Annotated in this window: 11 protein-coding genes; 2 read left to right on the forward strand and 9 right to left on the reverse strand. The window is 73.7% G+C overall.

Translation table 11 applies throughout. The annotated features are described in order from the left end of the window. Nucleotides 1-70: 70 nt before the first annotated feature. From ZF1_RS22945 to ZF1_RS22965, 5 genes are all read right to left on the reverse strand, one after another. Nucleotides 71-2,710, reverse strand: a complete 2,640-nt coding sequence (locus tag ZF1_RS22945; RefSeq protein ID WP_482638314.1) for a bifunctional FO biosynthesis protein CofGH — start codon at nt 2,708-2,710, stop codon at nt 71-73. Between the two features lie 82 nt (nt 2,711-2,792). Next, on the reverse strand, nt 2,793-3,305 hold the full coding sequence (locus ZF1_RS22950) for a YbaK/EbsC family protein (RefSeq protein WP_482638315.1): 513 nt from the start codon (nt 3,303-3,305) through the stop codon (nt 2,793-2,795). A 52-nt stretch (nt 3,306-3,357) separates the two neighbouring features. Next, the gene (locus ZF1_RS22955; RefSeq protein WP_482638316.1) at nt 3,358-4,170 is read right to left on the reverse strand and encodes a protein kinase domain-containing protein; all 813 of its coding nucleotides are present in this window, start codon (nt 4,168-4,170) and stop codon (nt 3,358-3,360) included. After that, a complete protein-coding gene (locus ZF1_RS22960) occupies nt 4,167-5,009 on the reverse strand; it encodes an exodeoxyribonuclease III (protein ID WP_482638317.1) in 843 nt (280 codons plus the stop codon). Before ZF1_RS22960 ends, ZF1_RS22955 begins: the two co-directional genes overlap by 4 nt. Before the next feature lie 43 nt (nt 5,010-5,052). Further along, on the reverse strand, nt 5,053-5,382 hold the full coding sequence (locus ZF1_RS22965; RefSeq protein ID WP_405415106.1) for a hypothetical protein: 330 nt from the start codon (nt 5,380-5,382) through the stop codon (nt 5,053-5,055). 257 nt (nt 5,383-5,639) lie between these two features. Here ZF1_RS22965 and ZF1_RS22970 point away from each other — a divergent pair, with 257 nt between their 5' ends. Then, complete coding sequence (locus ZF1_RS22970; protein ID WP_482638318.1) at nt 5,640-7,868, forward strand: NADP-dependent isocitrate dehydrogenase; 2,229 nt, start codon at nt 5,640-5,642, stop codon at nt 7,866-7,868. 53 nt (nt 7,869-7,921) lie between these two features. Here the strand turns inward: ZF1_RS22970 and ZF1_RS22975 are convergent, their stop codons facing one another. The 3 genes from ZF1_RS22975 to ZF1_RS22985 form a co-directional block, all read right to left on the reverse strand. Beyond that, nucleotides 7,922-9,223: a DUF2252 domain-containing protein gene (locus ZF1_RS22975; protein ID WP_073576409.1), complete on the reverse strand. Its 1,302-nt coding sequence runs from the start codon at nt 9,221-9,223 to the stop codon at nt 7,922-7,924. 391 nt (nt 9,224-9,614) lie between these two features. Next, nucleotides 9,615-9,923, reverse strand: coding sequence for a DUF3017 domain-containing protein (locus tag ZF1_RS22980; protein WP_062397707.1), 309 nt, complete (start codon nt 9,921-9,923; stop codon nt 9,615-9,617). 83 nt (nt 9,924-10,006) lie between these two features. Then, a complete protein-coding gene (locus ZF1_RS22985; protein WP_062397708.1) occupies nt 10,007-10,861 on the reverse strand; it encodes a bifunctional methylenetetrahydrofolate dehydrogenase/methenyltetrahydrofolate cyclohydrolase in 855 nt (284 codons plus the stop codon). 229 nt (nt 10,862-11,090) lie between these two features. Between ZF1_RS22985 and ZF1_RS22990 the strand changes: the two genes are divergently transcribed. Beyond that, the gene (locus ZF1_RS22990) at nt 11,091-11,759 is read left to right on the forward strand and encodes a GPR1/FUN34/YaaH family transporter (protein WP_482638319.1); all 669 of its coding nucleotides are present in this window, start codon (nt 11,091-11,093) and stop codon (nt 11,757-11,759) included. 188 nt (nt 11,760-11,947) lie between these two features. Here the strand turns inward: ZF1_RS22990 and ZF1_RS22995 are convergent, their stop codons facing one another. Then, on the reverse strand, nt 11,948-15,289 hold the full coding sequence (locus ZF1_RS22995; RefSeq protein ID WP_482638320.1) for an error-prone DNA polymerase: 3,342 nt from the start codon (nt 15,287-15,289) through the stop codon (nt 11,948-11,950). Nucleotides 15,290-15,724: the final 435 nt, after the last annotated feature.

A 15,724-nucleotide genomic window follows, 5' to 3' on the forward strand; every position in this document is an offset into this window, starting at 1 on the left:
CGCCACCGTAGGCCGATCGGCGGCCGAGCCGGTCCCGCGCGGCCCGGGGGCGACGCGGGACCGGCCGGGATCAGGCCGGGGTCAGCGGCAGCATCCGCGGCCCGGTACCCGACGCCGGGGTGAGCACGCGGGGCTCGCCGCGGTAGGTCGTCGTCCGCTGCCGGACCGGGCGACCGGCGGCCGCCGCGATCGCGGTGAGCTCGGCGACGGAGCGCTCGGAGCCGTTCTCCGAGCCGGCCATCCGGGAGATCGTCTCCTCCATCAGGGTGCCGCCCATGTCGTCGGCACCCCCGGCCAGGATGTCCGCGGCGAGGTCGTCGCCGAGCTTCACCCAGGAGCACTGGACGTGGTCGATCCGCCCGTGCAGCGCGAGCCGGGCGAACGCGTGCACCGCCCGGTTGTCGCGCTCCGTCGGACCCGGCCGGGCGATCCCGGCCAGGTAGATCGGCGCGTTGTGGTGGACGAACGGCAGCGGCACGAACTCGGTGAACCCCCCGGTCCGGTCCTGGATCGAGGCCAGGGTGCGCAGGTGCCCGAGCCAGTGCCGGGGCTCGTCGACGTGGCCGTACATCATCGTCGAGCTGCTGGGGATCCCCAGCTCGTGCGCGGTCGAGACGACCTCGATCCACTGGGACGCTGGCAGCTTGCCCTTGGTCAGCACCCACCGGACCTCGTCGTCGAGGATCTCGGCGGCGGTGCCCGGGATCGAGCCGAGCCCGGCGGCCTTCAGCTCGGTCAGCCACTCCCGGATCGACACCCCGGCCTTGGCCGCCGCAGAGACGATCTCCATCGGGGAGAACGCGTGCACGTGCATCCCCGGCACGGCCGCGGTGACCGCGCGGACCAGGTCGGCGTAGAACGACACCGGCAGCTGCGGGTCGATGCCGCCCTGCACGCAGACCTCGGTGGCACCGTCGCGGGCGGCCTCCGCGGCGCGCTGGGCGACCTCGTCGAGCGAGAGCCGGAAGGCGTCGGCGTCGCGCTCGCGCTGGGCGAAGGCGCAGAACCGGCAGCCGACGTAGCAGACGTTCGAGAAGTTGATGTTCCGGTTGACCACGTAGGTGACGTCGTCCCCGGTGACCTGCCTCCGCACGTCGTCGGCGAGGTCGAGCAGCGTGCGCAGCGCGGGCCCGTCGGCGGTCAGCACGGCCATCGCGGCGTCGGCGTGCGCCGGGTCGAGCAGCGCCGCCGGGTCGGACGCGGCCAGGTCCAGCCCGGCCCGGACGTCGGAGTCGAGCCGCTCGGGGGCCGCCCCGTGCCCGGCGCGCTGGTGCTCCAGCTCGGCGGCCACCTCGTCCCAGTCGCCGTAGACGTCGCCGAAGTCGCTGCGCCGGTCCTCGGTGCGCCCGGTCGTGTCGATCGTGGAGTTCAGATCGGTGCGCCCGGTCGAGGCGAACCCGCCGTCGGGCTCCTGCCACGCCCGCCCCTCCACGACGGCGTCGGGCCGGGCGAGCCCGTCCGGCCCGGCCAGCGCGGCGACATGGCCGAGCAGCCGCGCGTCGATCCACGGCGACCCGGCCCGCACGTACTTCGGGTAGGCGGTGAGCCGCTCCTGCAACGTGAAGCCCTCGGCCTCGGTGATCGCGACCAGCTCGTCGACGGCGGGCCACGGCATCTCCGGGGACACGTGGTCCACCGTCACCGGGGAGACACCGCCCCAGTCGTCGATCCCGGCACGCAGCATCAGCGCCTGCTCGTCGCCGACGAGGTTCGGCGGCGCCTGCAGCCGCACCTTCGGACCCAGCACGAGCCGGGCGACCGCGATGGTGGCGGCCAGGTCCTCCAGGTCGGCGTCCGGGTCGTTCGCCATCGCGGTGTCGGGCTTGGCGCGGAAGTTCTGGACGATCACCTCCTGCACGTGCCCGTGCGCGCGGGCGGCGGAGCGGATCGCGAACAGCGACTCGGCCCGCTCGGTGCGGTTCTCGCCGATGCCGATCAGGATGCCGGTGGTGAACGGGACGCCGACGCGGCCGGCGTCGGTGAGGGCGCGCAGCCGGACCGCGGGCTCCTTGTCGGGGCTGCCGAAGTGCGGGCCGCCCTTCTCGAACAGCCGCTGCGACGTCGTCTCCAGCATCATCCCCATGCTGGCCGCGACCGGCTTGAGCCGGGTCAGCTCCTCCCAGCTCATGACGCCCGGGTTGAGGTGCGGCAGCAGCCCGGTCTCCTCCAGGACGGCGATCGCGCAGGCCCGGACGTAGTCGAGGGTGGAGTCGTAGCCGCGCGCCTCGAGCCACTCGCGGGCCTGCGGCCAGCGCTCCTCGGGGCGGTCGCCGAGGGTGAACAGGGCCTCCTTGCAGCCCTGCGCGGCGCCCTGGCGGGCGATCTCGACGACCTCGTCGCGCTCCAGGTACATGTCGTCGAGCCTGTGCGGGACGGTGGCGAACGTGCAGTAGTGGCAGCGGTCGCGGCAGAGCCGGGTCAGCGGGATGAAGACGTTGCGGGAGTAGGTGACCACGCCCGGGCGGCCCTCCTCGACGAGTCCGGCGTCGCGGACCCGGCCGGCGTGGCCGAGCAGCTCGTCGAGGTGCTCGCCGCGGGCGGCGAGCAGGACGGCGGCCTCGGTGACGTCGAGGGTGGACCCGTCCCGGACCCGGCGCAGGGCCCGGCGGAACGCCGAGTCCGAGGGCACCGGTTCGGCGGGTGCGGGGGTCGGGAGTCCGACCGGCGGTTCGGCCTCGGCCGGGACGGGTGCGGCGGGAGTATCGGCCATGCCACCCACACTAGGTTTCACCGATCACCACAGCGACCGTCCGTTTCCCGGCGATGGATCACCGCCGATGCGGGAATACGGCTCAGGCGACCTCGGCGGGCGTCCCGCCGGTGACCGCGACGAGCTCGTCGAAGGTCGTCGGGAACACCGAGCGGGCCACCCCGCCGGCCGCCCAGACCCGGTCGAACTCCCCCAGTGCGACGTCGACCAGGGTGCGGACCGGCGCCGGGTGCCCGACCGGGGCGACCCCGCCGATGACCTGCCCGGTGGTCTCGCGCACGAACTCCTCCGACGCCCGTCCGACCCGCGCCGCGCCGACCAGCGCGGCGACCCTGTCGGTGTCGACCCGGTGCGCGCCGGAGGTGAGCACGAGCAGCGGGGCGCCGTCGGCGTCGAAGACCAGCGAGTTCGCGATCTGGCCGACCTCCACCTCCAGCGCGGCGGCCGCCGCGGCCGCGGTGGTCACCGCGTCGGACAGCAGCACCAGGCCCGCGATCGACGCGGGGTCGGCACCGGCGCGGCGCAGCGCCTCCTTCACGGCGGCGACGCGGGGGTGGTCGGCGGGGTGTTCGACGCTCCGGCTCACCCGGCTCATCCTGCCCGCCGCCGCGTCGCGGGCGCCGCCGGGTTCCCGCCGCCGGGTGTGCTCAGAGGACGGCGAGGACGAGCAGCACGACGACGACCACGGCCAGCACCCCGGCCACGCCCAGCAGGATCCACCGGTTGCGGCCGAGGTCCCCGCCCGGGGACCGGGGCCGGGCGCCGCGTTCGAACAGCTCGGCGGCCCGGTCGTGGGTCGGGCGCTCGGCCGGGTCGTCGGCGGTGAGGCCGTCCAGGACCGTCGCGAGCGCGCTGCCCGCCGACGGGCGCGGGCCCGCCGCCTCGCGCAGGACGGCACCCAGGCACCACAGGTCCGCGGCCGAGGTGTCGGCGCCCTCGGGGGCGGCGGGCGCACCGTTCCCGCCGGGGCGCGGACCGACTGCCCGGGCGAGGCCGACGTCGGTGAGCAGGGCGCGGCCGTCGGCGGTGACGAGCACCGCGTCGGCGTCGAGGCCGCCGTGGGTGCCGCCGTCGGCGTGCACCGCACGCAGTGCGGCCAGCACGTCCCGGCCCACGAGCGCGACCTGCCGGGGAGAGGGCGGCGCCGTCTCGACGACCGCACCCAGCGGTCGCGCCTCCGGGTGCTCGGTGACCAGGTACTCGCGCATGTCCCCGGCCGAGGACCGGTCGGTGACCAGGTCCAGCACCCCGACGACCGACGGGTGGCGCAGCCGTCCGGCCGCCCGGACCTCCGTGAGCAGCCGCTCCCGGACCCCCGCGACCGCGGGCAGCGCGATCTCGGTGACGGCGACGGTGCGGCCGGTGATGCGGTCCTCGGCACGGTGGGTGGGCCCGAAACCGCGCCGGCCCAGCTCGTCGAGCAGCAGGTAGCGGCCGCCGACCATCCGGCCGGCGATCACGCGGCCCCCAGCCGGACGACGACGGGGGCGTGGTCGGAGAAGCGCCGGTCGTGCGCGGGCGCCCGGTCCACGACGGCCTCGTGCGCGGCGTCCGCGATTCCGGGCGTGGTGAGCAGGTGGTCGATCCGCCACCCGGTGTCGTTGTCGAAGGCCCGCCCGCGGTAGCTCCACCACGAGTACGGCCCGTCGACGCCCGGGTGCCGCTCGCGCACCACGTCGCGCCAGCCGTGCTCGAGCAGCTTCGCGAACCACTCCCGCTCGTGCGGCAGGAACCCGGAGTTGCGCCGGTTCCCGCGCCAGTTGCGCAGGTCCAGCTCGGTGGGCGCGATGTTCCAGTCCCCGCCGACGACCATCTGCCGCCCGGTCGCGGCGCACCGGTCGAACGCGGTGCGCAGATGGTCACCGAAGGCCGCGCAGAACGCGTCCTTGTGGTCCTGCTTCTCGGTGCCCGCCATGCCCTTGGGCAGGTACAACGAGGCCACGGTGAGCCCGCCGGGCAGGTCCACCTCCACGTAGCGGCCGTCCAGGTCGGTGGTGGGGTCGGTGCCGTTGCTCGCTCCGCGGGCTCCGCTCGGGAAACCGATCCGCACCGCCTCGGGCTCGTCCCGGCTCAGCACCGCGACGCCGTTGCGGCCCTTCGCCGTCAGCGACGGAGCCAGGCGCAGGTGCCAGCCGCCCTCGTCGAGCGCGGCCAGGAAGGCGGCCGGCAGCTCGTCGGGCCGTGCCCGGACCTCCTGCAGGCAGACCGCCCGCGCGTCGGTCGCGGCCAGCCACTCCAGCAAGCCCTTGGTGGCGGCGGCACGGACCCCGTTGACGTTGACCGTGGCGAGCGCGTTCACACCGTCTACTGTGCCGCACCCCTGATCACGCTGCGCGACGGGTTCAGCACCGGCTGCCCGAGGTCGCGGCGACGGAGTCCACCGGGACCCACTGGTTCTGCTCGGTGAGCTTGCGGAAGCCGCCGTCGACGATCGTCTCGGCCGCGACCTCGGTCCCGACCGGGAGCGTGCGGACCGGCGCCGCCGAGTTGCCGGGCGACGCGCGCACCGTCACCTGCTCGCCCTGCACGACGACACGGCACCCGGTGGTCTCCAGGTTCCCGGTGACACCGCCGTAGGCGAGTGCGACGACCGTGAGGCCGACTCCGATGAGCCCGACCAGCGGCCAGCCCCTCAGGAGCGACTTCCGGGTGAGCCCGAAGACCTTCGCCACCGTGGTTCCCCTCCCGCCGAGCGCTGCCGCGACCACGGTAGCCGGTCCGCGGCCGTGGGCTCGACCATCACGGGGGTGTCGGGCCGGTTACTCCTGCGGGCGTGCAGGGCCGGTGAACAGATAGCGTGTGGCCCAGTCAGCGGGTCGCCGCGCCGGGGACCCGCCCGGTCGTCCCGGGCCCGTCCGCCGGCGCCGTCGCGGCCCGCTCGCTGGACACGGCAGCACACACGACGAGCCGAGGCAGGCCTGAGGACGCGATGAAGCTCATCTACACGTACACCGACGAGGCGCCGGCACTGGCGACCCACTCCTTCCTGCCGGTCATCGAGGCCTTCGCCGGCCAGGCCGGGGTCGACGTGGAGACCCGCGACATCTCCCTGGCCGCCCGCATCCTGGCGAAGTTCCCGGACCGGCTCACCGACGCCCAGCGCGTCCCGGACTCGCTGTCCGAGCTGGGCGAGCTGGCGAAGACACCGGACGCCAACATCATCAAGCTGCCGAACATCTCGGCGTCGATCCCGCAGCTCAAGGCGGCGATCACCGAGCTCCAGGGCGCCGGTTACGAGGTACCGGACTACCCGGACAACCCGCAGACCGAGCAGGAGAAGGCCGCCCGCGCCGCCTACGACTCGGTCAAGGGCTCCGCGGTCAACCCGGTGCTGCGCGAGGGCAACTCCGACCGCCGCGCCCCGCTGTCGGTGAAGAACTTCGCCCGCAAGCACCCGCACTCGATGGGCGCCTGGAGCTCCGACTCCACCAGCCACGTCGCCACCATGGACGACGGCGACTTCCGCCACTCCGAGACCTCGTTCACCGCCGCCGGTGACGGCGCGGTCCGCATCGAGCACGTCGCCGCCGACGGCACCGTCACGGTGCTGAAGGAGAAGGTGGCGCTGCTGGACGGCGAGGTGTTCGACGGCGCCGTCATGCGTCGCGAGCCGCTGCAGGCCTTCCTCGCCGAGCAGGTCGCGGACGCCAAGGCCAAGGGCGTGCTGTTCTCGGTGCACCTCAAGGCCACGATGATGAAGGTCTCCGACCCGATCATCTTCGGCCACGCCGTCCGCGCCTACTTCGCCGACGTGTTCGCCTCCTTCGCCGACGACCTCGCCTCCGTGGGCGCCGACCCCGACGACGGTCTCGCCTCGATCCTGACCGCGCTGGAGAAGCTGCCCGCCGACAAGCGCGACGCCGTCGAGAAGGCCATCACCGCCGCCTACGAGACCGGCCCGGCGCTGGCCCAGGTCGACTCCGCGCGCGGGATCACCAACCTGCACGTCCCGAGCGACGTCATCATCGACGCCTCGATGCCGGCCGCGATCCGCACGTCCGGCCGGATGTGGAACGCCGACGACGCGCTGCAGGACACCAAGTTCGTCATCCCGGACTCGTCCTACGCCCCGCTCTACGACGAGACCGTCAAGCACTGCCAGGCCAACGGCGCCTTCGACCCGACGACGATGGGCACCGTCCCGAACGTCGGGCTGATGGCCCAGAAGGCCGAGGAGTACGGCAGCCACGACAAGACCTTCGAGATCGCCTCCGCGGGCACCGTGCGCGTCGTCGACGCGGCGTCGGGCGAGGAGAAGCTCTCGCACGAGGTCGGCGAGGGCGACATCTGGCGCGGCTGCCAGACCAAGGACGCCCCGATCCGCAACTGGGTCGGTCTGGCCGTCGAGCGGGCCCGGGCCACCGGCTCCCCCGCCGTCTTCTGGCTGGACTCGGCGCGCGCCCACGACGCGCAGCTGATCGCGAAGGTCGAGACGTACCTGGGCGAGCACGACACCGACGGACTGACCATCGAGATCCTCCCGGTCGCCGAGGCCACCCGCTACACCCTGGAGCGGGCCCGCAAGGGCGAGGACACCATCTCGGTGACCGGCAACGTGCTGCGCGACTACCTCACCGACCTGTTCCCGATCATGGAGCTGGGCACGTCGGCGAAGATGCTGTCGATCGTCCCGCTGATGAACGGCGGCGGCCTGTTCGAGACCGGCGCCGGCGGGTCCGCGCCGAAGCACGTGCAGCAGCTGCAGAAGGAGAACCACCTGCGGTGGGACTCCCTCGGCGAGTTCCTCGCGCTGGCCGTCTCGCTGGAGATGCTGGCGTCGAAGACCGAGGAGCCGCTGCGGGCCAAGCTGCTCGGCCAGACCCTCGACGAGGCCACCGGCACGCTGCTGGAGAACGGGAAGTCGCCGTCGCGCAAGGTCGGGGAGCTCGACAACCGCGGCAGCCACTTCTACATCGCGCTGTACTGGGCGCAGGCCCTCGCCGCGCAGACCGAGGACACCGAGCTGGCCGCGATCTTCGCCCCGCTCGCCGAGAAGCTCGCCGCCACCGAGGACACGGTCGTCGGTGAGCTGAACGCGGTCCAGGGCGACCCGGTCGACCTGGGCGGCTACTACTACGTCGACCGCGCGAAGACCGACGCGGTCATGCGGCCGAGCGCCACGTTCAACGCGGCGATCGACGCCTTCGCCGGCAAGTAGCCCCACCGCGACGGCCCGTCCCCCCGCTGCTGGGAGGGCGGGCCGTCGGAGTGTCAGGCCGAGCTGACGCCGGGGATGCGCCCGGAGCGGAACGCCTCCACGAACAGCGCGTGGTCGGCGCGCACGGTCCGGGCGTAGTCGTGGGCGAACTCCACGACCCACTCCACGAACGCGTCCTCCGCACCGGCGGTGCGCGCCGCGACCGCCTCCTCGACCCGGAAGTCGACGAGCGCGTGGTCGGCGTCGGCGTCGGCCACGCAGTGGATCTTCGCGGTGGCCCGGCCCAGGTCCGCGACGACCGGCGCGATCTCATCGGGCTCGGTGAGCTCCGACCAGTCCAGGTCCGCCTCGTAGGGCGAGACCTCGGCGACGACGAACCCGACGCCGTCGAGCTCGGTCCAACCCAGCATCGGGTCGGCGTGCGCCTGCAGCGCGCGCTGCGAGACCGCCGTCCGGTGCCCGTGGTGGCGGAACGCCGACGCCACCCGCTCGTCGGTGACCACCCGCGAGGGCGCGGCCACGTTGCCCTGCTTCATCGACACGACGATGTCGTTGTCCAGCGCCTGGTTCAGCCCCTCGACCAGCACCGTGTAGGTCGGCAGCCCGGCGCTGCCGATGCCCACGCCGGAGCGCCCGGCGACGTCCTTGACGGTGTAGGCGACGCCGCGGTGGCGCCGGGACTCCGGGATCGTGGCCACGTACGCCTCGAACGCCGCGGTGACCGCGGCCTTCTCGTCGTCGTCGAGGGTGCGGACGCCGGGGCCGGCGCGCAGGATCCGGTCGAAGCCCTCGGTCTCGGTGACCGCGTCGAGCAGTCCGACCCGGGTCCGGGTGCGCGCGGTCTGCAGGACCTGGTGCACCGGTCCCTCGGTGGTGTCCAGGCGCAGCGAGAACGCGTCGTCGTCGCGGTCGGCGAAGTGCCGCACCTGGGCCAGGTAGCTGCGGCAGTAGCGCTCGACGAGCTCGGACAGCGACCGGTCCGACAGCGCCTTGCGCCAGCCGAGCAGGCACAGGCTGGCCGCGAACCGGGTGACGTCCCAGGTCCAGTGGCCGAGGTAGGCCTCGTCGAAGTCGTTGACGTCGAAGACGAGCACGCCGTCGCCGTCCATGTAGGTGCCGAAGTTCTCCGCGTGCAGGTCGCCCTGGATCCAGACCCGGGCGGTCCGCTCGTCGACCCAGGGGTCCTCGCGGCGGGCGACGTCGTCGTAGAACAGACAGGCGCTGCCCCGGTAGAACGCGAACGGGTCGGCGGCCATCTTCCGGAACTTGGTCCGGAACGCCGCGGGGTCGGCGGCCATCAGGTCGTCGAAGGCGGTCACGAGGGTGTCGACGATGTGGCCGCTGCGGTCGGTCATGGCGCGATCATGCTCGCGGACGGTGGCAGGGACCACCTCCGTCCGTGGGGTCCCGCCGGACCGAGCGCCGCCGACCGGGTGGCGGATGGATCTTCGTTGCGATCAACGGGTGATCAGCGGGCCACCGTGGGCGGCGTCACGCAACCCGTCCGCAGCAACCCCCGTCCCGGAGCGGGTGTACCCACCGGTAGAATCTCGTTAGCGATGATCATTATCAGGCCGTCCCGCAGCGCACCGACCGGGGATCTCCCCGCCCGGCCGGGCCGGGTCGTGCGCGCGACCAGCACCGGCCCCGGGCGTCCCGGGAGCAAGCGTCCCGCGGGCCCCCGCAGGCCCCCGACCCGGCGCCCCGCGGGCCCGGAGACGACCGGCGGCTCCCGCAGCTGAGCACTCAGCTGATGGTCAGCGACCCCTGGGTGATCGTCAGAGCCAGCAGCAGGACGACGACGCCGAACCCGCCGTACACCAGCGCGTCGGCGTAGCGGCCGCGGATCGCGAGCAGCCCGACCCGGTCCGGCGGCAGCGCCACGCGCAGGCCCGCGGCGACCAGCATCGCCACCGCCAGCGCCGCGGACCCCTCGCGCCAGTGCTCGGTGACCACCCGCTGCAGCCCGACCAGCGACACACCGAGGACGACGAGCAGCGGCCAGTGCGCCCGCAACCGGGCCCGCAGGCCGTGACCGGAACGGGTCGCCACCATCACCGCCCCCCGCCGCCCGTCACGACGACAGGCTGCGTTCGGTATCGATTCTCACTCCGACAGGCTGCGTTCGGTATCGATTCTCACTCCGACAGGCTGCGTTCGGCTGCCTCGACGACGTTCGTCAGCAGCATCCCGCGGGTCATCGGCCCCACGCCGCCCGGCATCGGCGCCAGCAGCCCGGCGACCTCGGCGACCTCGGGCGCCACGTCGCCGACCAGGCCCAGGTCGGTACGGGTGACGCCGACATCGAGCACCGCGGCGCCCGGCTTGATCTGGTCGGCGGTGATGAGCCCCGCCCGGCCCGCCGCGGCGACGACGACGTCGGCCTCCCGCAGGTGCGCCGTCAGGTCCCGGGTGCCGGTGTGGCACAGGGTGACGGTGGCGTTCTCCGAACGGCGGGTCAGCAGCAGCCCCAGCGGGCGGCCGACCGTCACGCCACGACCCACGACGACGACCCGCGCCCCGTTCAGCTCGACACCGAACCGGCGGCACAGCTCGACGATGCCGCGCGGGGTGCACGGCAGCGGTCCCGGCTCGCCGAGGACCAGGCGACCCAGGTTGGTCGGGTGCAGACCGTCGGCGTCCTTGCCCGGGTCGACCCGCTCCAGCGCGGCGCCGGCGTCGAGACCGTCCGGCAGCGGGAGCTGCACGATGAAGCCCGTGCAGGTCGGGTCGGCGTTCAGCTCGTCGATCGTGTCCTCGACCTGGGCCTGGCTCGCGTCGGCGGGGAGCTCGCGCTGCAGCGAGGTCATGCCGACCTTGGCGCAGTCGCGGTGCTTGCCGCGCACGTAGGCGTGCGATCCGGGGTCGTCACCGACCAGCACCGTGCCCAGCCCGGGGGTCACCCCGGCGGCGGTCAGCTTCTCGACACGGCCCCGCAGGTCGTCGAGCAGCTCCGCCAACGTCGCCTTGCCGTCCATCACGCGTGCGCTCACCCGGGCATCCTCTCAGGTGACGCCCGGGCCGGTCGAACCTGACCGAAGGACGCGTACGTGCCGCGCAGGTAGGGGGCGCCGCCCCCGCGAGCTGCGACGACGGCCCGGTTCCGTGCGACCGGGGTACAGGTCGGGGTCTGGTCGTACGGAGGGGCGAAAAACGATCTCCGCGAGAGCAGAATCACACCGCCGGTGCTCGACCGGTCACGAACTCGACGAGGAGTTTTCCATGAGCGTGGAGAGCGACACCGCGGGGGCGCACGCCGCTGCCGCCCCGCCCGCCCCGGCAGCAGCCGCCCCGGCTGCCAACCCGGCCCTGATGGGCCTCATCTGCTTCCTGCCGTCCGGCATCACGCTGGGTCTGTGGTTCGTGGGCTACCTGGACACCACCGCACTGCCCGGCGGCATGATCCCGATCGTGACCTTCTCGGCGGGTCTGTTCCTGCTGCTGTCGGCCATGGTCGCGCTGCGCGTCGGGGACAGCGTCACCGCCGCGATCTTCGCGGTCTTCTCCGCATTCTGGACCAGCTTCGGCGTGCTGCTCATGGCGCTGAACAACGGCTGGATCATCGACGCCGGCACCGGAGAGGCCCTGTCCACCGAGCAGGTCGGGTCGATCCAGTCGACCTATCTGCTCTCGTTCACCCTGGTGTTCGTCCTGCTGACGCTGGCGACGCTGCGCCTGCCGCTGATGTTCACGATCGGCTTTGTGCTCGTCGACATCACCTTCGTGCTGGCCTACATCGGGGTGACCGCGGGCAACGCGGGCCTGTTCCCGATCGCCGGGATCACGACGTTCGCGTTCTGCATCGTGTTCGCCTACATCCTGTTCGACGCGTTCGGCCAGACGCTGGGCGGACGCGCGATGTCGATGGGCGGGCCGCTCGTCAAGTCCTGACCCCGTTCCGACCGCCCACGGGCCCCGCCGGTTCCTCCGGCGGGGCCTGTGGTCTGCCCGGCCCCGGTGGTCCGCGTGTCCCGGTGGTCCGCGTGTCCCGGTGGTCCGCGTGTCCCGGTGGTCCCCGTGGTCGGGGACCGCGGGGCCCGGAGGTCGCGAGGGCCCGGCGCCGGGCGCGGGCGAGACGGTCAGCGGAAGTCCCGGGACGCCACCGTCACCGCCAGCGGCATCCGCTGCAGCCGGTCGGCCAGCAGGTTCAGCACACCCTCCGGGCTGCGTTCGAGCCGGCCCCGGACCAGCAGCCCCGCGCTCCCCAGCGCCACCGACCGGTAGCGCGCCCACAACCCCTCCGAGCAGGTCACGTTCAGCATCCCGGACTCGTCCTCGAGGTTCACGAACGTCACCCCGCGCGCGGTCGCCGGACGCTGGCGGTGAGTGACCAGTCCACCGACCAGCACCCGGGCCGGGGTGTCCGGGCCGGCACGGCGGCCCACCTCGTCGAGCCGGTCGATCCGGACCGCGCCGAGCGCGTCGAGATCCGCGCGCAGGTGCTGCACCGGGTGGCCGTCCGGGGAGACGCCGGTGGCCCAGACGTCGGAGACGGTCAGCTCCGCCTCGGTCATCCCCGGCAGGGCCGGCGCGTCGAACCCGACGGCGGTGCCCGGCAGGTGCTCGGGGCGCACCCCCGCGACGACGCCCGCCGCCCACAGCGCCTCCCGCCGCTCCACCCCGAAGCAGCCGAACGCCCCGGCCGTCGCCAGCGCCTCGGCCTGCGGGCCGGTCAGCCGGACCCGGCGTGCCAGGTCGGGCAGGTCCGCGAACGGCCCGCCCGCGTCGCGCTCGGCGTCGATGGCCCCGGCGAGGTCCGCGCCGACGGTGCGGACACCCGCCAGGCCGAGCCGGACCGCCCGGCCGCCGGTGCTGTCGTCGTCGGGTTCGAGGACGGCGTCGGCCCGCCCGGCGTTGACGTCCGGCCGGTGCACCCGCACACCGTGCCTGCGGGCGTCGGCCACCAGCGACTGCGGCGAGTAGAAGCCCATCGGCTGGGCGTTGAGCAGGCCCGCGCAGAACGCCGCCGGGTGGTAGAGCTTGAACCACGCCGAGTAGTAGACGAGCGCGGCGAAGCTGATCGAGTGGCTCTCCGGGAACCCGAAGTTCGCGAAGGCCAGCATCTTGGCGAAGATCCGTTCGGCGAGCTCGCCGGTGATCCCGTTCGCGGCCATCCCGTCGTAGAACCGCCCACGCAGCCGTTCCATCCGCTCGGTGGACCGCTTGGAGCCCATCGCCCGGCGCAGCTCGTCGGCCTCGGCCGCGGTGAACCCCGCGACGTCGACGGCGATCTGCATCATCTGTTCCTGGAACAGCGGGATGCCCAGCGTCTTGTGCAACGCGGGCTTGAGCAGCGGATGGTCGTGGTCCCAGGTCTCGAGCTCGTTGCGCCGCCGGATGTAGGGGTGCACCGAGCCACCCTGGATCGGGCCGGGCCGGATCAGTGCGACCTCGACGACGAGGTCGTAGAACTCGCGCGGGCGCAGCCGCGGCAGGGTGGCCATCTGGGCGCGGGACTCCACCTGGAACACCCCGACCGAGTCCGCGCGCGACAGCATCGCGTAGACCTCCGGGTCGGACTCGCCGATCGCGTGCAGCTCGATCCGCTCACCGGTGGCGGCCGTGACCAGGTCCACCATCAGGTGCAGTGCGGTGAGCATGCCCAGCCCGAGCAGGTCGAACTTCACCAGCCCGGCCGCGGCGCAGTCCTCCTTGTCCCACTGCACGACGGTCCGGTCGGCCATCCGCGCCCACTCGACCGGCACGACCTCGGACACCGGCCGATCGCAGATGACCATTCCGCCGGAGTGGATGCCCAGATGCCGGGGCGCACCCATCAGCTGCCCCGCGAGGTCCAGCAGCAGCGGCGGCATCTCCTGCGGGAGCTCGCTCGCCTCCAGGGCGTGCCAGCGTTCGACGCGCCTGCTCCAGGCGTCCTGCTGGCCGGGTGAGAACCCGAGCGCGCGGGCGGTGTCGCGGATCGCCGACCGCGGCCGGTAGGTGATGACGTTCGCGACCTGCGCGGCGAACAGCCTGCCGTAGCGGCGGTAGACGTACTGGATCGCCTCCTCGCGGCGGCCGGACTCGATGTCGAGGTCGATGTCGGGGTAGCCGTCGCGGTCCGGGGACAGGAACCGTTCGAACAGCAGCCCGTGCCGGACGGCGTCGACGTTGGTGATGCCCAGCGCGTAGCAGACCGCCGAGTTCGCAGCCGATCCCCGGCCCTGACAGAAGATGTTCGACCGGCGGCAGAAGTCGACGATGTCCTGGACGATCAGGAAGTAGCCGGGGAAGTTCTTCGCCTCGATGATCTCCAGCTCGCGCTGCACGGTGTGCGCCGCGAACGGGTTCTCGTCACAGCTGCCATAACGCTCCATCCGGCCGCGTTCGGTCAGCACCCGCAGCCAGGTCGTCTCGGTGTGCCCGGGCGGGACGTCGAACGGCGGCAGGTCCGGCGCCACCAGGTGCAGCTCGAACGCCAGCTCCCGGCCCAGCTCCGCCGCGCGCTCCACCGCACCGGGGTGGCGCTCGTCGAACCGCAGGGCCATCTCCCGCCCGGACCGCAGGTGCGCGGTGCCCGCCGCGGGCAGCCAGGGGTCGATCTCGTCGAGGCTGCGCCGGGCCCGGACCGCGGCGACGGTCGCGGCCAGCGGGGCCCGGTCGGGGGTGGCGTAGTGCGCTCCGGTCGTCGCCACCGTCGCGACGCCGGCCCGCTCGGCCAGCGCGGCCAGTGCGTCGTTGCGCTCGGTGTCGCCGGGCTCGCCGTACACCGTCAGCTCGACCCGCACGTTCTCCGCGCCGAAGCGCGCGACCAGCCGGTCCAGCTCCGCCGCGGCGGCCACCGGGCCCGAGCGGTCCAGGGCGCGGCGCACCGCGCCCTTGCGGCAGCCGGTGAGCACGACGACCTTCCCCGCGGTGTCGGCGACGACCTCGTCCGGGTCGTAGACCGGCCGCCCCTTCTCCCCGCCCCGCATCTGCGCGGTGGAGATGGTGCGACACAGCGCGCGGTACCCGTCGGGGCCGCGGGCCAGCAGCAGCAGGTGCTCGCCCTCGGGGTCGGCGACGCCGTTCTGCGGGGCGGTCAGCCCGGTGCTCAGCTCGGCGCCGAACACCGTGCGCACTCCGAGCGCGCGGGCCGCCTCGGCGAACCGCACGACCCCGTACATGCCGTCGTGGTCGGTGAGCGCGACGGCCTCCAGGCCCAGCTCGGCAGCGCGCTCGACCAGCTCCTCCGGGGCGCTCGCGCCGTCGAGGAAGCTGAAGTGCGAGTGGCAGTGCAACTCCGCGTACGGCACGACGCCGGGCCCCGCCGGGTGCAGGTCCTCGGGCGGCTCGTAGGGGCCGCGGTGGACGGACCAGGCCGGTGCGTCCCCGCCGTCGGCCTCCGGGCCGCCGCGCAGGCTCGCGCCGTCGCGCACGGAACGACCCGACAGCGCACTCTCCAGCTCCGCCCAGGGGACGTCCGGGTTCTGCCAGCCCACCCGTGCAGCGTACTCGAACGCAAGTTCGAACGTCGAGTGCCGGGTTCCGCGGACGGGCGTCGCCGTGCGGGCCGGCCGGCTGCTCCCCAGCGCCGGTCGGCCCCGCACGGCGGGTCCGGGCTCCGGCGCGGCACACCGGCCGCTCCCCAGCGCCGGCCCGCGGGCCACCCGGACGTACCCATCCGGTGCCGGCAGGTGGTTCGTGGACCTCCCCGCCGACATCTCCGAGTTCACCAGCCGAACCTGTGGAACGACTGAGACCCCGGTGTGGATCGACCGAGGATCACCGCGGCCCCGGGTCGCGCCGGGTCGTACCGTCGTGTTCGTGACGCCGTGTCGTGATCGTCGGTTCACCGCACGGCCACGCCCGATGGCGGATGCTGGTCCGACGCCGCGGCGCCCGACCGGTACCGCGCACGCACGAGGAGCGCCGGA

This window comes from Pseudonocardia sp. ZF1 (assembly GCF_056835605.1).

Bases quoted from the DNA above. Each gene is read 5' to 3' on its own strand.
- ZF1_RS22945 (WP_482638314.1), bottom strand. From the start codon at position 2,710: ATGGCCGATACTCCCGCCGCACCCGTCCCGGCCGAGGCCGAACCGCCG.
- ZF1_RS22950 (WP_482638315.1), bottom strand. From the start codon at position 3,305: ATGAGCCGGGTGAGCCGGAGCGTCGAACACCCCGCCGACCACCCCCGC.
- ZF1_RS22970 (WP_482638318.1), top strand. From the start codon at position 5,640: ATGAAGCTCATCTACACGTACACCGACGAGGCGCCGGCACTGGCGACC.
- ZF1_RS22975 (WP_073576409.1), bottom strand. From the start codon at position 9,223: ATGACCGACCGCAGCGGCCACATCGTCGACACCCTCGTGACCGCCTTC.
- ZF1_RS22980 (WP_062397707.1), bottom strand. From the start codon at position 9,923: ATGGTGGCGACCCGTTCCGGTCACGGCCTGCGGGCCCGGTTGCGGGCG.
- ZF1_RS22990 (WP_482638319.1), top strand. From the start codon at position 11,091: ATGAGCGTGGAGAGCGACACCGCGGGGGCGCACGCCGCTGCCGCCCCG.